Source organism: Alloalcanivorax marinus, assembly GCF_016785095.1.
Lineage (GTDB): Bacteria > Pseudomonadota > Gammaproteobacteria > Pseudomonadales > Alcanivoracaceae > Alloalcanivorax > Alloalcanivorax marinus_A.
Genome location: NZ_JAEKJB010000010.1, coordinates 190,274 through 207,511 on the forward strand (window position 1 = coordinate 190,274; position 17,238 = coordinate 207,511).

At 60.3% G+C, this 17,238-nt stretch carries 13 protein-coding genes; 5 read left to right on the forward strand and 8 right to left on the reverse strand.

Annotated features, from left to right (window positions below; translation table 11 throughout):
• Positions 1-78: 78 nt before the first annotated feature.
• From aceF to JF515_RS14580, 5 genes are all read right to left on the reverse strand, one after another.
• Positions 79-1,824, reverse strand: coding sequence for a dihydrolipoyllysine-residue acetyltransferase (gene aceF, locus JF515_RS14560; RefSeq protein WP_203105185.1), 1,746 nt, complete (start codon positions 1,822-1,824; stop codon positions 79-81).
• Positions 1,825-1,844: 20 nt separating this feature from the next.
• A complete protein-coding gene (gene aceE / locus JF515_RS14565) occupies positions 1,845-4,514 on the reverse strand; it encodes a pyruvate dehydrogenase (acetyl-transferring), homodimeric type (protein ID WP_203105186.1) in 2,670 nt (889 codons plus the stop codon).
• A gap of 180 nt (positions 4,515-4,694) precedes the next feature.
• A complete protein-coding gene (locus tag JF515_RS14570; RefSeq protein ID WP_203105187.1) occupies positions 4,695-5,522 on the reverse strand; it encodes a hypothetical protein in 828 nt (275 codons plus the stop codon).
• 136 nt (positions 5,523-5,658) lie between these two features.
• Positions 5,659-6,195, reverse strand: coding sequence for a 1,6-anhydro-N-acetylmuramyl-L-alanine amidase AmpD (ampD, locus tag JF515_RS14575; protein ID WP_203105188.1), 537 nt, complete (start codon positions 6,193-6,195; stop codon positions 5,659-5,661).
• A 151-nt stretch (positions 6,196-6,346) separates the two neighbouring features.
• Positions 6,347-8,626, reverse strand: coding sequence for a DUF1631 domain-containing protein (locus JF515_RS14580; RefSeq protein ID WP_203105189.1), 2,280 nt, complete (start codon positions 8,624-8,626; stop codon positions 6,347-6,349).
• A 350-nt stretch (positions 8,627-8,976) separates the two neighbouring features.
• Between JF515_RS14580 and JF515_RS14585 the strand changes: the two genes are divergently transcribed.
• From JF515_RS14585 to JF515_RS14605, 5 genes are all read left to right on the forward strand, one after another.
• Positions 8,977-10,311: an alanine/glycine:cation symporter family protein gene (locus JF515_RS14585; RefSeq protein WP_203105190.1), complete on the forward strand. Its 1,335-nt coding sequence runs from the start codon at positions 8,977-8,979 to the stop codon at positions 10,309-10,311.
• Entirely contained in the window at positions 10,304-11,152 is an 849-nt protein-coding gene (nadC, locus tag JF515_RS14590) for a carboxylating nicotinate-nucleotide diphosphorylase (protein ID WP_203105191.1), read from the forward strand. Before JF515_RS14585 ends, nadC begins: the two co-directional genes overlap by 8 nt.
• 73 nt (positions 11,153-11,225) lie before the next feature.
• Complete coding sequence (locus JF515_RS14595; protein WP_238401088.1) at positions 11,226-11,600, forward strand: glycine zipper family protein; 375 nt, start codon at positions 11,226-11,228, stop codon at positions 11,598-11,600.
• Between the two features lie 100 nt (positions 11,601-11,700).
• Positions 11,701-13,008, forward strand: a complete 1,308-nt coding sequence (locus tag JF515_RS14600; protein WP_203105192.1) for a nucleotide sugar dehydrogenase — start codon at positions 11,701-11,703, stop codon at positions 13,006-13,008.
• The gene (locus tag JF515_RS14605; protein ID WP_203105193.1) at positions 13,001-14,254 is read left to right on the forward strand and encodes a lipopolysaccharide biosynthesis protein; all 1,254 of its coding nucleotides are present in this window, start codon (positions 13,001-13,003) and stop codon (positions 14,252-14,254) included. The genes JF515_RS14600 and JF515_RS14605 overlap by 8 nt, the downstream gene beginning before the upstream one ends.
• Before the next feature lies 1 nt (position 14,255).
• On the opposite strand, the gene JF515_RS14610 is transcribed toward JF515_RS14605, so the two are convergent.
• From JF515_RS14610 to JF515_RS14620, 3 genes are read right to left on the reverse strand one after another with little or no spacing between them, the layout of a single operon-like run.
• A complete protein-coding gene (locus tag JF515_RS14610) occupies positions 14,256-14,984 on the reverse strand; it encodes a hypothetical protein (RefSeq protein ID WP_203105194.1) in 729 nt (242 codons plus the stop codon).
• 1 nt (position 14,985) lies between these two features.
• The gene (locus JF515_RS14615; protein WP_238401110.1) at positions 14,986-16,005 is read right to left on the reverse strand and encodes a glycosyltransferase family 4 protein; all 1,020 of its coding nucleotides are present in this window, start codon (positions 16,003-16,005) and stop codon (positions 14,986-14,988) included.
• Positions 16,006-16,012: 7 nt separating this feature from the next.
• Entirely contained in the window at positions 16,013-17,200 is a 1,188-nt protein-coding gene (locus JF515_RS14620; protein WP_203105196.1) for a glycosyltransferase family 4 protein, read from the reverse strand.
• Between the last annotated feature and the right edge of the window lie 38 nt (positions 17,201-17,238).

Genomic DNA, 17,238 nt, shown 5'->3' on the forward strand with positions numbered 1-17,238 from the left:
CGACAACCTTGCTGAAACGAGAAAGCCCCGACCGTCAGGCCGGGGCTTTTTTCGTGGCGGGTGCCCCGCGGGTACACGTTACAGCAACGCCCGCCGCATATCACTCAACAGCTGACTCAGATAGCTGGTGAAGCGGGCCGCGTCGGCGCCATCGATCACGCGGTGATCGTAGGACAGCGACAACGGCAGCGTCAGGCGCGGCTGGAACGTCTTGCCGTCCCACACCGGCTTGGTGTCGGAACGGCTGACACCCAGGATCGCCACCTCCGGCCAGTTGACGATGGGGGTAAAGGCGGTACCGCCGATACCACCCAGCGACGAGATGCTGAAGGTGGCGCCCTTCATGTCCGCCGGTGACAGCTTGCGGTCCCGGGCCTTGCCGGCCAGCTCGCCCATTTCCAGGGCGATGTCCTTAAGCCCCTTCTTGTCGGCGTCGCGAATCACCGGCACCACCAGACCATTGGGCGTGTCCACGGCGATACCAATGTGCACGTAGTCCTTCATGATCAGGGCTTCGCCGCCCAGCTCCAGGGAGCTGTTGAAGCGCGGAAATTCCCGCAGCGCATTGGCGCATGCCTTGACCAGGAACGCCAGCATGGTGAGCTTGACGCCCTCCTTCTCCAGCGCCTTGTTCTGGCTCTTGCGGAAAGCTTCCAGCTCGGTGATGTCGGCTTCGTCGAACTGGGTCACATGGGGAATCGTGATCCAGCTTCGGTGCAGGTTCTTGGCCGCCACCTTGCGCAGCTTGTTGAGCTCCTGGCGTTCCACCGGGCCGAACTCGCTGAAGTCGATCTCCGGCAGGTCCGGCATGCCCGCGCCACCGGCAGCGGGCGGGTTCTCCAGCCGCTGCTTGATCAGCGCGTGCACATCTTCCTTGAGAATACGTTCCTTGGGCCCGCTGGGCGTGACGTCGGCCAGATCGATGCCGGTTTCCCGGGCCAGCTTGCGCACCGCCGGGCCGGCATGCACCGAGGCCGAAGGCTTGCCCTCGACCCGCTCCGGGGTTTCCGGCGCGACGCTCTGGCGGCCGGCTTCCGAGGGCTTCTCGTCCAGGTCGGATTTGCGGGAGCGGGCCGCTTTCGCGTCACGGTCTTCCTTCGCGGCGGATTTTTCCGAGGACTGTTTCTCCGACGCCGGTTTCCGCGAAGCGCCTTTGTCGGAGGCTTGTTCCCCGGAGCCACCGGCGGTTTCCAGCTCCATCAGGTCGCTGCCGGTGCCGATCTTGTCACCCACCTTCACCAGCAGCTTCTTCACCGTGCCCGCCTCCGGCGAGGGCACTTCCAGGGAGGCCTTGTCGGATTCGATCACCAGAATGGTCTGCTCGGCCTCGACGCTGTCGCCCTCGGCCACGTTGATCTCGATGATCTCGGCGGCATCGATGTCGCCCAAGTCCGGCGCCGCCACCGTGCGGGTGCCGCCCTTGGAGGCCGGGGCTTTTTTGGCGTCGTCGTTGTCGGCGGCGGCGTCATCGGCGGTGCCGCTTTCGGCCTCGTCGTTTTCGCGACTAAAGTCGCTCCTACCGGCCTGCTCATCGGCTCCGGACTCTTCTGTAGGAGCGGCGATATCCGCCTCACCGGCGTCGTCACCGGCCACGTCCAGGTCCAGGAGCGGGTCGCCCTCCTTCACCTGGTCGCCGGCTTTGACTTTCAATTCCAGTACCGTGCCCGCCTTCGGGCAGGGCACTTCCAGCGACGCCTTGTCGGACTCCAGCACCACGATGGTGTCTTCGGCCTCGACGGTATCGCCTTTTTTTACGGACACCTCAATGACGTCAACAGGATCACTGCTGCCGACATCGGGTACCCGGATGGTTTCCTTGCTCACAGGTCACTCCTTCTGAGAGTTCAGTGCGTCACCGGATAGGGTTTTTCCGGATCAATGCCATATTTCTTGATCGCCTCCTTGACGGTGGCGGCGTCCAGTTCGCCTTGGTCACGCAGCGCGCTGAGGGCCGCCAGCACCACGAAGTAACGGTCCACTTCGAAAAAGCTGCGCAGCTTGGCGCGGGAGTCGCTGCGACCATAGCCGTCGGTGCCGAGCACCGTGTAGGGCGCTTTCACCCAGGGGCGGATCTGGTCGGCATAGGCCTTGATGTAGTCGGTGGAGGCGATCACCGGGCCCTGGCGCTTGTCCAGGCACTGCTCCACCCAGGTGGGAGCCACTTTCATATCCGGCTTGAGCATACGGTCGCGGTCGGCGCGCAGCCCTTCGCGGCGCAGTTCGTTGAAGCTGGTCACGCTCCACACGTCGGCGGCCACGCCGAAGTCCTCGCGCAGCAGCTCGGCGGCCGCTTCCACCTCACGCAGGATGGTGCCGGAACCCAGCAGTTGCACGCGCTTGGCTTTCTTACCGCTCTTGTCCTTGCCTTCGCGCAGCAGGTACATGCCCTTGCGGATACCTTCCTCGGCGCCCTTGGGCATGGCGCCGTGCTGGTAGTTCTCGTTCATCAGGGTGAGGTAGTAGTACACGTTCTCATGGTCCTGATACATGCGGCGCAGGCCGTCCTGCAGAATCACCGCCAGCTCGTAGGCATAGGTGGGATCGTAGCTCACGCAGTTGGGGATGGTGCTGGTCAGGATATGGCTGTGGCCATCCTGATGCTGCAGGCCCTCGCCGTTCAGCGTGGTACGCCCGGCGGTACCGCCCAGCAGGAAGCCCCGGGCCTGGCTATCGCCGGCCGCCCACCACAGGTCACCGGTGCGCTGCGGTCCGAACATGGAGTAGTAGATGAAGAACGGGATCAGCGTGAAGTCATGCACGCTGTAGCTGGTGGCGGCGGCGATCCAGGCGCTCATGGCGCCGGCTTCGTTGATGCCCTCCTCCAGAATCTGGCCCTTCTTGTCTTCCCGGTAGAACATCATCTGGCCGGAATCCTCCGGCTCGTACTGCTGGCCCTTGGAAGAATAGATGCCCAATTGCCGGAACATGCCTTCCATGCCGAAGGTACGGGCTTCGTCCGGGACGATCGGCACCACGCGCTTGCCCAGATTCTTGTCCTTGATCAGGGCGCTGAGCATGCGCACGAACGCCATGGTGGTGGACAGCTCACGGTCGCCACTGCCCTCCAGGAAGTTCTGGAAGATATCCAGTTCCGGCACCGTCAGCGACTGGCTGGCCTCGCGCCGGCGCACCGGCATGTAGCCGCCCAGCTTCTCGCGCTGCTCGTTCATGTAGCGCAATTCCGGGGAATCGACGCCCGGGTGGTAATAGGGCAGCTCCTTGAGCTGATCGTCATCGAGGGGTATGTCGAAGCGGTCGCGGAATTCCTTGAGGCTGTCCAGATCCATCTTCTTCATCTGGTGGGCCTTGTTGACCGCCTCGCCGGCGCCGGTGGCGTAGCCCTTCACGGTTTTCGCCAGAATCACCGTGGGCTTGTCGCTGTTCACCGCCTGGTGGTAGGCCGCGTAGACCTTGAACGGGTCGTGGCCGCCACGGTTGAGGCGATACACGTCTTCATCGCTCATGTGCTCGACCATTTTCTTCAGCTCCGGGTACTTGCCGAAGAAATGCTCGCGGGTGTAGGCGCCGCCTTCTTTCTTGTAGACCTGGTACTCACCGTCCACCGCTTCTTCCATGCGGCGGCGCAGCAGACCTTGGGAATCCTTCTCCAGCAGCGGGTCCCAGAGCCGGCCCCAGACCACCTTGATCACGTTCCAGCCGGCGCCACGGAACAGGCTTTCCAGCTCCTGGATGATCTTGCCGTTGCCGCGCACCGGGCCGTCCAGGCGCTGCAGGTTACAGTTAACCACGAACACCAGGTTGTCGAGTTGCTCACGACCGGCCATGGACAGCGCGCCCAGGGATTCCGGCTCGTCCATCTCGCCATCGCCCAGGAACGCCCAGACTTTGCGTTTGCGGTCCGGGATCAGCTCCCGGTTCTGCAGATACTTCATGACGTAGGCCTGGTAGATGGCCTGCATCGGGCCGAGCCCCATGGACACCGTGGGGAATTGCCAGAAGTCGGGCATCAGCCAGGGGTGCGGGTAGGAGGACAAACCTTCGCCATCCACCTCGCGGCGGAAGTTGTCCATCTGCTTCTCGCTGATGCGCCCTTCCAAATAGGCCCGCGCATAAATACCCGGCGCCGAGTGGCCCTGGTAATAGACCAGGTCACCGGGATTGTCGTCGTGCGGAGCGCGGAAAAAATGACTGAAACCGATGTCGTAGAGGGTGGCCGAGGACGCGAAGCTGGCGATGTGCCCGCCCAGTTCATCGTCGTTGAGGTTGGCCTTGGCCACCATGGCCAGCGCGTTCCAGCGAATCAGGGAACGGATACGGCGTTCCATGTAGATATCACCGGGAATCGGCGCTTCGTCCTTGGGCGCGATGGTGTTCAGGTAGGGGGTGTTGAGGTGGGTCCGAATCGCGCCCTGTTCCTGGGCTTCGTTGGTGAGGGTTTCCAGCAGCCAGGTGGCCCGTTCCGGCCCCTCCCGCTCGAGCACCGATTCCAGGGCCTCGAGCCACTCCCGCGTTTCCGCCGGATCGACATCGTCGAAGAAGTTTCTTTTCTGCATGGGCGTGCGTCCTTTATCGCGTTGCCAAAGCCGGCGCGGGATCGCCACGCCGACATGGGTAAGAAAAACGGCCGGGGTAAATAGGCCGTCTCTCGGTATCTTAACAGGTCCCGTGACCGGGCAGCCACGGAGGCCCGGGCGCCAAATTGCAACAGAGCATGGCTCCGGGCGGCGACGGCCTCAAGCCGCCAGCAGGGTCCACAGGGCGGCCAGGATCAGCCACACCGCCAGGGCCCGCAATAACAGGCCCTGCAGCGCTTCCAGGCGGTCCACGCCGTGCTGGAAGCCATCGTCGTCGGGGGAGGTTTCACGTTCCAGGCCGGCCTCGGCGACGGCGGCCAACAAGGCACCGCCGTCATCCAGGCGCCACAGTCGCCCCGTGGCGGCGGCGGTGACGGCGCCGAAGTGGCCTACCAGCGCCAGGGCCAGGGTGGTCAGCCGCGCCGGAATCCAGCACAGGGCGGCGTCCAGGCTGCGCGCCCAATCGCCACCGTCCGGGTGCCGCCACAACCAGGCCCGGTTGAGCACCAACAACAAGGCGGCGCCGAAGCCCAGCACCGTGACCCAGAACACCACGGCGAACAGCAAAGCGGCGCGTCTCAATACGCATTGCTCCAAGCCCTGAAACCAGGCCCGGTCGCATTCGCCGGCGGGTTGCCCGAACGCCTCATCGGCGCCCCGGGCCAGCGCCTGACGATCGTTCATGCGGCCACGGACCAGCAGGGTATCCAGGCGGCGGAACTCGCTCTCCACGCCCACCATCCAGAGCACTAGGGCGGTGCCCAACACCAGCGTGGCCAGCGCCCCCAGGACACCGTCGAACCAGCTGAACAGCAGAGCCACCAACAACGCCGGCAGCGCCACCGCCAACCACCAGCCCAGGGCGCCCTCCCCCGCCGACAACGAGGCCAGCAGACGCCGGTGCCTGTCATCGCGGCTCAACCAGGCCGGCCAGCCACCATCGCGGCGGCGCAGGGCCAGCGCCAGAAGCAATACCAAGAACTTCATCCCGGTTCCTCCCAACAGCGTTCACTCCGCATCATACGGGAGCGGCGGGCACGTCGCGATCACGGCCACACCACCGGCAGCGGATTCCCCCACCGCCGTAGGAGCGACTGGGCGGGGATGAGGCGGCGGTGGGAAATCAGGATGGCAGGCGGGACCAGTCAAACGCCGGGCCCGGGTCGGTCTTGCGGCCCGGGGCGATGTGTTCATGGCCGGTGATGGTGTCCCGCGAGAGCCTGGGGTAATGGGCGATTAGCGTGTCCAGCAGCGCGTTCAGGCGACGGTACTGGGCCTCCTCGTAGGGAATATGGTCGGCACCTTCCAGCTCGATGCCCAGGGCGAAGTCGTTGCAGTTGTCCCGGCCTCGCCAGCTCGACACCCCGGCGTGCCAGGCGCGGCGGTCGCAGGCCACGAACTGCACCAGCTCGCCGTCGCGGCGGATCAGGAAATGCGACGACACCTTGAGGTCACGGATGGTCTGGAAATAGGGATGGGCGTCCGGGTCCAGGCGGTTCTGGAAGAACGCTTCGATGTGGGCGCCGCCAAAACGCTCCGGCGGCAGGCTGATGTTGTGGATCACCACCAGGGCGATGTCGTCCGGGTCCGGCCGTTCATTGAAATTCGGCGACGGCACCCGGCGTGCCTGGTCGATCCAGTGGTCGGTGAGGGTGAGCATGGTCGGTAGTGTCCGACCGTTGGCGGCGGACCGCAAGCGGGAGTGTCGCGGCGGATGTCAGTCCTGCCAAGCGAGGTGGATGCGGCGGGGCGTGGATCGCGGCTAAAGCCGCTCCTACCGCACCAGGGTGGCCCTGGGGGCACCGCCCGGGTTAGCCGTCGTGGCGACGGCGCAGGTCGCCGATGACCGCTTCCAGGGCACGGTCGAACAAGGCGCCGTCCTCGATCAGCCGCGCATCACCGGCTTCCAGGGCGGTACCCAGTTCCCGGGCTTCGTACTCACGCACCTTGATGCCTCGGCGATTGATGAATACCAGCTTGGCGCCGTCGCGCAGGTTGGCGGCCAGCTTGACCCGCTGGGCCTCCTCGCCGTATCCCAACTCCAGCCACTGGCCGGCGCGCAGTTGCCGCGCCGCGACCACCCGCTCGTGGTCCTCCGCCAGCAGGGGACGCTCGGCCTCGGCCCGCGGCGCCTCCTGCCGCGCCACTCTGGGCACCGTCACGCGCTCGGTTTCCAGCCCTTCGAGCAGCGCTTCGTGCACCCGGGCAAGATCGTCCAGCACGGCGCGGCGCTCGACCACGTCGTACTCGATGCTCTCCAAACCGTGTTCCAGAGCCCGCCGCAGCTTGGGCGCAAGATCACGCAGCTTCGCCAGAGCCGCCTGGTCGCGCGGCGCCAGCACGCTCCAGATCAAGGCGTCCACCACCTTGGTCTGACGCCGCCAGGCGTCGCTGTCCTCTCCCTCGCGCAACCAGGTCAGGTAGAGCACCTGTTGCCAGCCCTGGCTCAATAACCGCACCACCACGTCGGGTACCGAGCGGCCCGCCAGGCGGGTATCGATATAGGCCTGCACCGCTTCACCGGCCTGTTCGGCGCGGGCGGCGCCCTCCTCCGCCTCGCGGACCCGTTCAGCGACGCGCTCGGCGCGGTCGCGCTGGGCGCTGAAATAACGGTCAAAATCGTCCAGCAGGGCACGGAACAGACCCGCGTCCTCGTCATAGTCATCGATGATCGCGTGCACCGCCCCTTCGATGCGCTGGAACAATTCGTCGTCGCGCCCCTGTTGCGGGTCCCACTGGCTGCCGGCCCGGGCCAGCATGTTGAGCAGCAGGCGCGCTTCATGGCTGTCGTTACTGAAGAAGGTCTTGTCGGCGATGGCCACCTTGAGCAGCGGAATCTGCAGGCGACCGATCAACGCCTTGATCTCCGAAGGCAGGCCATCGTCATCAAGGATGAAGTCGAACAGCATGGAGACCAGGTTGATGACGTCGTCATCGGCCTGCTCCAGAGCATGGATGGCCTCGCCGTGTTCGCTGTCGAGCAGCTCACTGAGCTCCTCGCGGACGTTGCGCTCACTCTGCTCGGGCCCTTCCAGGGCCTGCTCCAGACGCTGCAGCCGGGTGAGCATGCCGAACAGATCCCGGGTGCTGAGTGACTCCACCCGGGCATCGGCGGCAAGTGGCGCGCCGTCCATATAGGGCACGCCGTTGTACATCACCGCCATGCCGGACGACGGCGTCGGCGCGGCGGGCACGCCACCGGCGGCCGGGGTTCCGCTCGCCGACGCGGCGCCGCCCAGGCCTCGCAGCGTGGTCAGCAGCTCCTGCAGCAGGCCGAACATCTGGTCATTACCGGCGGCGGCTCCGGCTTCTCCAGCCGATGCGGTTTCGTTCTGGCGAATCGAGGCGTCGGCGTCCTGATCGCGACCGGGCCCACTCCTGGCGCCCATCTGGCGAGGGCGGCCCACCGGGACGCTTTTCAGATCCGGCAGCACGCCGGCGTCGGCCAGCATCTGGTTGGCCTCGGACACCAGGGCGCCAGCCTCGTCCATGACCACCCGTTCAAACAGTTTAAGCACGATCAGGCGGGCACGAATATCCAACTGCAGGCGTTCCAGGCAGGCGGCGAAGCAGGCCGCCAGATTACGTGGCTCCAGGGGATTGGTCTTCTCGGTGACCGGGCGCTGCCCCTCGAACAGATACTCCAGCCGGTGCCGGAGCACGCCCAGGGCATCGTCGCAGCCCTGCCGGGCGCGACGCGCCAGGTTGTCCAGGGCCACGGAGATTTCCAGCTCGTCGTGCTTGACCAGCGACAGGTTCTCCACATCAACCCGGTCGCTCACGGTTTCGGCGGCCTCCGGCTCGCGCACGACGCCCTGGAACAGATTATCCAGTGCCTGGCGGAAACCCGCCTCAATGCCGGCGCGCTGGATACGCAATTCACGCATGGCGTCGAAATAGCGGTCGCGCTCGCTGTCGGTCTCTTTCTCGGCCAGGTCGAACAGGGTGTCGTCCGCGCCATCAAGCATATCCGACAATAACGTCGCGGCGCGGCCACGCACATGCTCTCGCACCTGCTCCAGCGGCCGGGGCAGGCCTCGCGCGGGCTGTTTTCCGCCGCCCACCGGTGTCAACCGCGTCACTTTGGCCATGGGACTCTCGACTCTGTCGACTGCTCGACTCTGGATTGCCTGGTTCGGATAAGGGTGCCGGCGGAAAGTCGGCCAGCACGGGGACTCTCGGCAAACTCTGCCAGCAAACTCAGAAAACTCAACTCTTCCTCACCCGAATACGACGCTATCACGACCCGGGTATCGGAATTTTGAACCAGTTTGCAGCTTCGGCATTTACCCGGAATGACGTAGCGGGGCGCCCCGCCTGGCGGGACGCTTCCATGGACCAGTCTATTTCCCTACCCTTGAGCGCTGTGTGAAGGCGCGCCGGCGGTCCGGCACGCTCCCTGCAAGACCGATAACAACCAACATCACGGGGAACCGCCCTCATGAGCGAAGCCGTCGTTATCCTGAAAGCCATCAGCGAGGTGCTGTGGGGCTGGCCCGCCCTGGTGCTGATCGCCGGCACCGGGCTCTATCTGACCGTGCGCCTGACCTTCCTGCCCCTGCGCCGGCTCGGTTTCGGCTTCCGGCAAGTTTTCGGCCCGGCCAGCGGCGAGGGCACCATCGGCGCCGGCGCCGCCCTGGCCACGTCCCTGGCCGCCACCATCGGCACCGGCAACATCGTCGGCGTGGCCACCGCCATCCACTCCGGCGGCCCCGGCGCCCTGGTCTGGATGTGGATGATCGCCCTGGTGGGCATGGCCACCAAATACGCCGAGGCGGTGCTCGCCGTGCATTATCGGGAGAAGGACAGCCTCGGCCAGTATGTCGGCGGGCCCATGTACTACATTCGCAACGGCCTGGGCCGTAACTGGACCTGGCTGGCGGTCGTGTTCGCCTTTTTCGGCATGTTCGCCGGCTTCGGCATCGGCAATACCGTGCAGGCCAACTCCGTTGCGGACGGTCTCCACGACAGCTTCGGCGTCCCCACCTGGATCACCGGCCTGACTCTGGCGGTGCTGGTGGGCCTGGTGGTGCTTGGCGGCATGAAACGCATCGCCCGGGTCGCCACCTTCATCGTGCCGTTCATGGCCATCACCTATCTGCTGGCCGGCCTGTTCGTTCTGTTCGACCACGCCGCCGCGCTGCCCGACGCCCTGACCCTGGCGTTCAGCGACGCCTTCACCGGCACCGCCGCCGCCGGCGGCTTCGCCGGGGCCGCCGTCAAGGAGGCGATCCGCTTCGGCATGGCCCGGGGGATCTTCTCCAACGAGGCCGGCCTGGGCAGCGCCCCCATCGCGCACGCCTCCGCCAATACCGACCACCCGGCCCGCCAGGGCACGATCGCCATGCTGGGCACCTTTATCGACACCATCGTGGTATGCTCCGTCACCGGCCTGGCGATCATCGCCAGCGGCGCCTGGACCAGCGGCGAAAAAGGCGCGCCCCTCTCCGCGCTGGCCTTTTCCAGCACCTTTGGCACCCTCGGCGATATCGTGGTGGCCTGCGGTCTGGCGGTGTTCGCCTTCACCACCCTGCTGGGCTGGAGCCTCTACAGCGAACGCTGCACCCAGTACCTGTTCGGCGACAAGGCATTGCTGCCGTTCCGGTTGATCTGGGTGATCGTGGTGCCGGTGGGCGCCATCGTCGGCCTGGACCTGGTCTGGGCCCTGGCGGACATCATGAACATCCTGATGGCCGTACCCAACCTGATCGCCCTGTTACTGTTGGCACCCGTGGTGGTGCGCCTGAGCAAAGAGTTTTTCGATACCCATGGATAACGCCGCACCGCAACTGCCGGACTACGCCCGCGAACATCTGCATCAAGTGGTGGCCTTCGCCATCGAGGAAGACCTGGGCGACGGCGACCTCACCGCCGGGCTGATCCCGGAAGACGCCACCGCCACGGCCACCATCCTCACCCGCGAAGACGCCGTGCTCTGCGGCACCGCCTGGGCCGAGGAAGTGTTCCGCCAACTCGGCGGCGTGGACCTGGAATGGCACGCCCACGACGGCGACCGGCTCTCCGCCGGCGCCACCTTCTGCACCCTGCGCGGCAACACCCGGCGCATCCTCACCGGCGAACGAACCGCGCTCAACTTCCTGCAGACACTGATGGCCACCGCCACCACCGCGCGCCGCTACGCCGACGCCGTGGCCGGTACCCGGGTCACCGTGCTGGATACCCGCAAGACCCTGCCCGGCCTGCGCGCCGCCCAGAAATACGCGGTTCTCTGCGGCGGCTGCCGCAACCACCGCCTCGGCCTCCACGACGCCTTCCTCATCAAGGAAAACCACATTGCCGCCTGCGGCTCCATTACCGGCGCCATCCGCGCCGCCCGCGAGCAAGGCCCCGGCAAGAAAATCATCATCGAGGTAGAGAACCTGGACGAACTCCGCGAAGCCGCGGCCCTGGCCCCGGACCAGATCATGCTCGACAACTTCAGCCCGGACATGATCGCCCAGGCCATGGACCTGGCGCCGCAATCCGCCCTGGAGATCTCCGGCAACCGCACCCTGGAAGACGCCCGCGAACTGCCCGGCAGCCGCGACCTCTACCTGTCCTCCGGCGCGCTCACCAAGCACGTGCAGGCCGTGGACCTCTCCCTGCGCCTCGGCTGACGCACTGGCCCCGGGCTCGACGGCCTCCTAGAATGAAAGCAATCGTCCGGCCGGCCATGCCAAGGAGCCCCCAATGATGCGCCTGACCCACCCCCGCACCGCCGCCCTGGGCCTCAGTGCCCTGCTACTGGCCGCCTGCGCCTCCACCGACCGCGTCATCGTCGACAAACAGAACGTGGATGAAGCCCGGTACCAGCAGGACCTCAGCGACTGCCGCGCCATCGCCGACCAGGTCGGCACTGGCCGCGATGCCGCCGAAGGCGCCGTCGGCGGCGCGCTCATCGGCGGCGTGCTCGGCGCCATCTTCGGCAACTCCGGCACCGCCGGTCGCATGGCCGGCGGCGGCGCGGTGGTCGGCGCCGCCGGCAAGGCCGGCGATGCTCAGCAAGAAAAGGAACAAGTGCTCAAGAATTGTATGCGCGGGCGGGGTTATCGGGTTTTGAACTGAGTCCGCATCGGCGGCTATCCGCGGCTCCCCACCAAGCATTAAGATACGAGTAAATAAGTAGAGAACGCTTCCGAACATCGGGTGGGGAATACTCTTGGATATGCATTGCACCCTGCTTAGCAAGCTGGAAAGCCGCCAGGCACGCATCGGCATCATTGGTCTCGGCTATGTCGGGCTACCGCTCGCCCTTGCCTACGGCAAAAGTGGCTTCAAGGTGCGAGGATTCGATATAGACTCCGGCAAGGTGCGCACCCTCAACCATGGCGGCTCTTACATTGAAAGGATCACACCAGAACAAATCGCCCAGGCTCGCGAACAAGGTTTTGAAGCCACCGGCGATTTTGAAAGAGCCGCTGAATGCGATGCACTGATTATCTGCGTCCCCACGCCTCTCAACCGATACCGAGAGCCGGACCTCAGCTTCGTCACCAGCACCGTGGATGCACTCAGCCCTCACCTGAAACCGGGCCAGATTGTCTCCCTGGAAAGCACCACTTACCCCGGCACCACCGAAGAAGAACTCCTGCCACGTATCGAAAGCCAGGGCTTTTCCGTCGGCGAGGACATCTTCCTTGTCTACTCACCGGAACGGGAAGACCCCGGCAATACACAATACCAAACCCAGAACATTCCAAAAGTGGTAGGCGGCCACACCAAAGCTTGCCTGCAAGCCGGCATCGCCCTCTATCAAGGCTGCATTACCAAAGTGGTCCCCGTAGGTAGCACCAAGGTCGCCGAAATGACCAAATTACTGGAGAACATTCATCGCGCGGTCAACATCGGCCTGGTGAACGAAATGAAAATCGTCGCCGACAAGATGGGAATCGACATCTTCGAGGTTATCGACGCCGCCGCGACCAAGCCCTTTGGTTTCACACCCTACTACCCAGGGCCCGGACTTGGAGGCCACTGCATCCCCATTGACCCGTACTACCTCACCTGGAAAGCCAAGGAGTACGGCGTCAACACGCGCTTTATCGAACTCTCCGGGGAAGTGAACCGCGCCATGCCCGAATACGTGGTAGGCAAACTGATGGATGGCCTGAACCAACAGGGCAAGGCGCTCAAGGGCAGCCGAATATTGATTCTCGGCATCGCTTATAAAAAAAACGTCGACGACATGCGTGAGTCACCAGCCGTGGAGATTATGCAGCTAATTGAATCGAAAGGCGGGATTATTGAGTACAGCGACCCGCATGTACCTGTTTTTCCAATGCTAAGAAAGAAACAGTACAAATTAAATAGTACCCCGCTAAATGACCAGACCCTTCCTCTTTTTGACGCGTCCATTCTATGTACCGAGCACGACGCCTTTGATTACAATCTTATAAAAAACAACAGCGCACTCATAATCGACACACGCGGCAAGTTCCGCACGGAGTCATCGAGTAAAGTTGTTCATGCTTAAAAAATTGCTCTTTTGGGCAAAGGGCCCCATTGCCAGATCAAGCATCCACACCACCTTCATATTTGGCTTTAGGGTTCTTTTCCAAGCCATCCACATAATACTGCTTGCTCGCTTGCTAGGGGCCAGCCAATTCGGTGTTCTCGCCGCCATAATGGCATCTGCTCTTCTGCTCGGAAAATTGGCGACAATGGGCACACAGTACCCTCTCCTTCGTGCAGCGGCAAAAGAAAACGAATCAGAAGAAAAAACTCTCAGCTACGCAATACCCACGACAATTTTTTCTGGTCTTTTTATTTTCATCATTTTTTTTACAGCCACACATTACCTAACATCCGACTATAATAATTTGGAAATATGGCCAGTGATTGCGATAGGCCTGGCCGAATTAATTGGCGCACCACTGATAACTCTGTTCGCGATGACCCAACTAGGCAAAAACAACGTAGCCGCATCGCAAGCCATCCAGTCCGCTCCTTTGGGATTCAGGGTTCTCGCCATTTCTCTTATTTTTATATCACCCCCAACCAACCCCCTAATGGTATATGCCGGACTTTACCTCCTTGCCCCCCTTTTCGTTCTTTCAACCATTATTTACACTAGGCCCACAGAAATTCCACGCCCCCGACTCTGGCGTTGCCCAACCTCAGGAGAGCTGAGGGAGTCCATTTCCTTTTCGATAATGGACATAACATCCGCCGCACCATCAGAAATCGACAAAGCTATCGCTCCTTCTCTGATAGGAGCCGGCCTTTCCGGTGTTTATACCGTCGCCGCACGCACAACAGCGGCTTTAACCATGCCGATAACCGCGCTGATGCTCTCAGCACTACCTCGGCTTTTACGTGGAGAGAATGAAAACAGACTGCTAACTCTTACTATATTGAGTGCAACCGCATACTCGATCATCATCTCCCTGCCATTATGGATTGCCGCCCCATGGGTGCATCTTTTATTCGGCCCCGGTTACGCAGGAATAGAAGAAATACTCCGGATACTTTGCTTTGGCGTTCCCGCCATGACGCTACGAATAGTAAGCAACAATACACTTTTATCACTCAGCAAACCAGCAAGCCGTACCTGGTGCGAAGCCGCGGGGATAGTTTTCTTTTTAGGGGCTTCGATACCACTTACACTGCACCTGAAAGCTGTGGGACTGGCTACATCCTATATGTTGTCTCAATGGATAACCGCCACCACAGGACTTTTAATCATTGTTATTACAATAAGAAGGAAAAGCGAGGACTGACTCAACCCTCCCCGCTGGACCTGGCATTAAATGGGCCAACAAGCCCTTTCCACAAAGCAATATCCTTCCCGTATATTTTTTGAAAAAAACAGCTATCAATAAAACTCTCTATATCCGCATTTGTTTTATCCAAATCCGGATAAAAAGTTTCATTTACCCGTTCAAGCTCCTTTTTTATACCGATATTCTGCGACATCCATGTTTCAATTTTTTCAGGCTGCTCAAGCGGCAGCAAATCACCTACGATAACATCCCCAAAGCAATCCGTGACGTACCACACCTGGGGGAGAAAATGCTTTATTAGTAGAACCCGACATGAGAACAACAGATCCGATTCCAGCCTCTCGACGAAATCCGAGAACTCCATACGGTGAAGTCCAAGTCGGCGAGAAACTTTACGATCCCTATCGGTCAACCCTCCATTTTTCATAAAAAAAAATGCTGACCTAAACCTTTTGGCAGGATCTCTGATTATGGAAAAAACTTTGACCTTTTTGTATTCCTTACCTAAAGCAGATCGCCAGTAAACGGCCGGCAAATGCCCCCTCAAAACCTCATCGGAAAAATAAATTTTCCGTATAGCCAAACCCGCCGATTTAGGCGGATGCACAAACAGCACGCCGTGGTCAGTCAGCTCGGGGTTTCTTTTTCTAGAGAAAAAGCCCTTCAAAAACATATATACTTTAAAAGTAAAAACAACCGCCTGCCAAACAATCAAGCGAAGCTTCATCTTAACCTCGAAACAACAACTCTTCGTAACAACGGATGTAACTGGAAACCATCTTATCCAAAGTGAAATTTTCCCTTATTTTTTTTCTGGAATTATCAGATCTCAACACGTATGCGTCGCCATCCTCAAGGGAAAGCTTTTTCAGTTTGCTAACAAAATCCGAAACATTATCCTTTTGGCACAATACCCCATCGGAGTTCCCAACAATCTCGGGCAGTGATGACGTATTCGACGCAATGACCGGAACGCCGTTTATCATAGCTTCAGCCGCTACAATGGGCAGCCCCTCCAGCCTGGAAGGGAACAACAAAAAATCCATCTCCGAATATTTACATAACACCTCATCGTGATCGAGGCGCCCGAGAAAAAAACAATTACCCGGCATATTACTTTTATCCACACTGTCAGACACGATAAATAGTTCAGCATAGCCCCGCAGCTCTCTCATTATTGGAAAAAGCATATCAACGCCCTTGCGCCGAGCCCATGTGCCCACAAACAGCAACTTAAGCGGCTTGTTCCTTATTTTTTTCAACCCACTTCGCCCAAAGCTTTCAGGAACCCCATTTCTAATGGTAAGCACACTTTCTATATTAAACGCTTCTTTTGTCTTAAGTGCCGTATAGTCACTCACCGCAACGACACGTGATGCACGCGACATCCATGCAGCTTCTAGACTTTTAATCCACAGCCTGTGGTACAGGCTTTGGGCCATGCTTTTGTATTCTTTCAGCGCCGGGTCGTGGACGCACAAATGAGAGGTGGCGACAACAGGCAGCGTTTGACTCGGGACAAAGCGGTGATGGAGCCAAGTATTAACATGTACCACGTTCACCCACGGCGGAATAGCCGGAGTCTTTATGCGCCACGGAAAAAATTCCGCCGCATGGGGAATCCAATGAATTTCCGCCCTGACACCTCTGGCAGACAAACCATCGCAGAGCATTTTTGTGAATGTATCCACGCCGGTTCCTGTTTTAATGGCGGGAAACCAAACACCAAGACCACCTTTTGCCAACATGGACACCTTATCTCTTTTCAAAGAGAGCTTCGTACCTTCTTCCTGCCACACACCAATCAAATTTATTTAGAACAAAAATTCGATTTTTCTTTCGAGCCTTCCGTGCATCCACCTTGTTCAAGCTTAACGTTTCTATAATTCGATGCGCCAGACCGTCACTATCACCCGGAGCACACAGCCTTTCAGAATTGCCCGCCTTCATAGTATCTTTCATAGCCTTAACCTCAGAGGCAACGACCAGGCAGCCGCACCCCATAGCCTCGACCACGACTAAACCAAACCCCTCCTGATCCCCATCTTCTGCTTCCAGGAATGGGAAAACCGCCACATCCGCGCCACCGAAAATATCACGAAGACCGGCATGACTAACGGCGCCTCTAAAAAAAACCGCGTCATCCAGATCCAAAGCCGAAACAATACCATTCAAATTTTTCCTTAAAGGCCCGTCGCCAACGATATCAAGAGAGGCATCGGGAAAGATACTTCTAACCTTTGGAAAAGCCCTTAATAAACACTCCACCCCTTTTTTCTCGACTAACCGGCCGACAAAAACCAGCTTACGCCCCCCCGAACCCTCGGGGAAATTAGTATTTGGAAAAAAGGTGTCTATCAAGTCCACTCCCATTGGCGCAACATGCGTCTTCTCTTCTAAGGAAGGCGATATGCGAGCGACCTCCTCAACCATTGGCGAGCTCATCACTGTAATGGCATCGGAGTTCTCGAGAACCCACTTCTTTAGTACTCCCCACGCTTTGCCTCTTAAAGAAAACAGGTCAGCACCGTGAGAAGTAGTTACAACCATCACCCCCCTCCGCCTGAATATCTTCTTTATCGCGACGGCCGCCACGCCCTGCGGAATAATCCAATGAGCATGAATAACATCAATTTTATTTTTAAAAACAAGAAACGTTGCGCGAAAAAACATGGACATGAAGAAAACGGGAAGAAGCAAAATACGAAAAGGGGCTTCTCTGAGTCGGTTAATCATGCCTCCATCGTAAGCAAGATTTTCAAAGCAAGGTGGAGCGTAGCGGAATCGAACAACATCAATACCTTCCAGATTCTCTTTCGTCTTAGCCTTCTCGCAATGCGGGACCAGCACTGTCAGATCAAACCGGCCTCGCAGCGTCTTACATAAGTCCAAGACAAATCTCGGCTGATGATCTCCCAACCAGCGAGGAAAGGTAGAAGCCATCACCAGAATGCGCCTCCTCTTACTAGACATGCCAGACC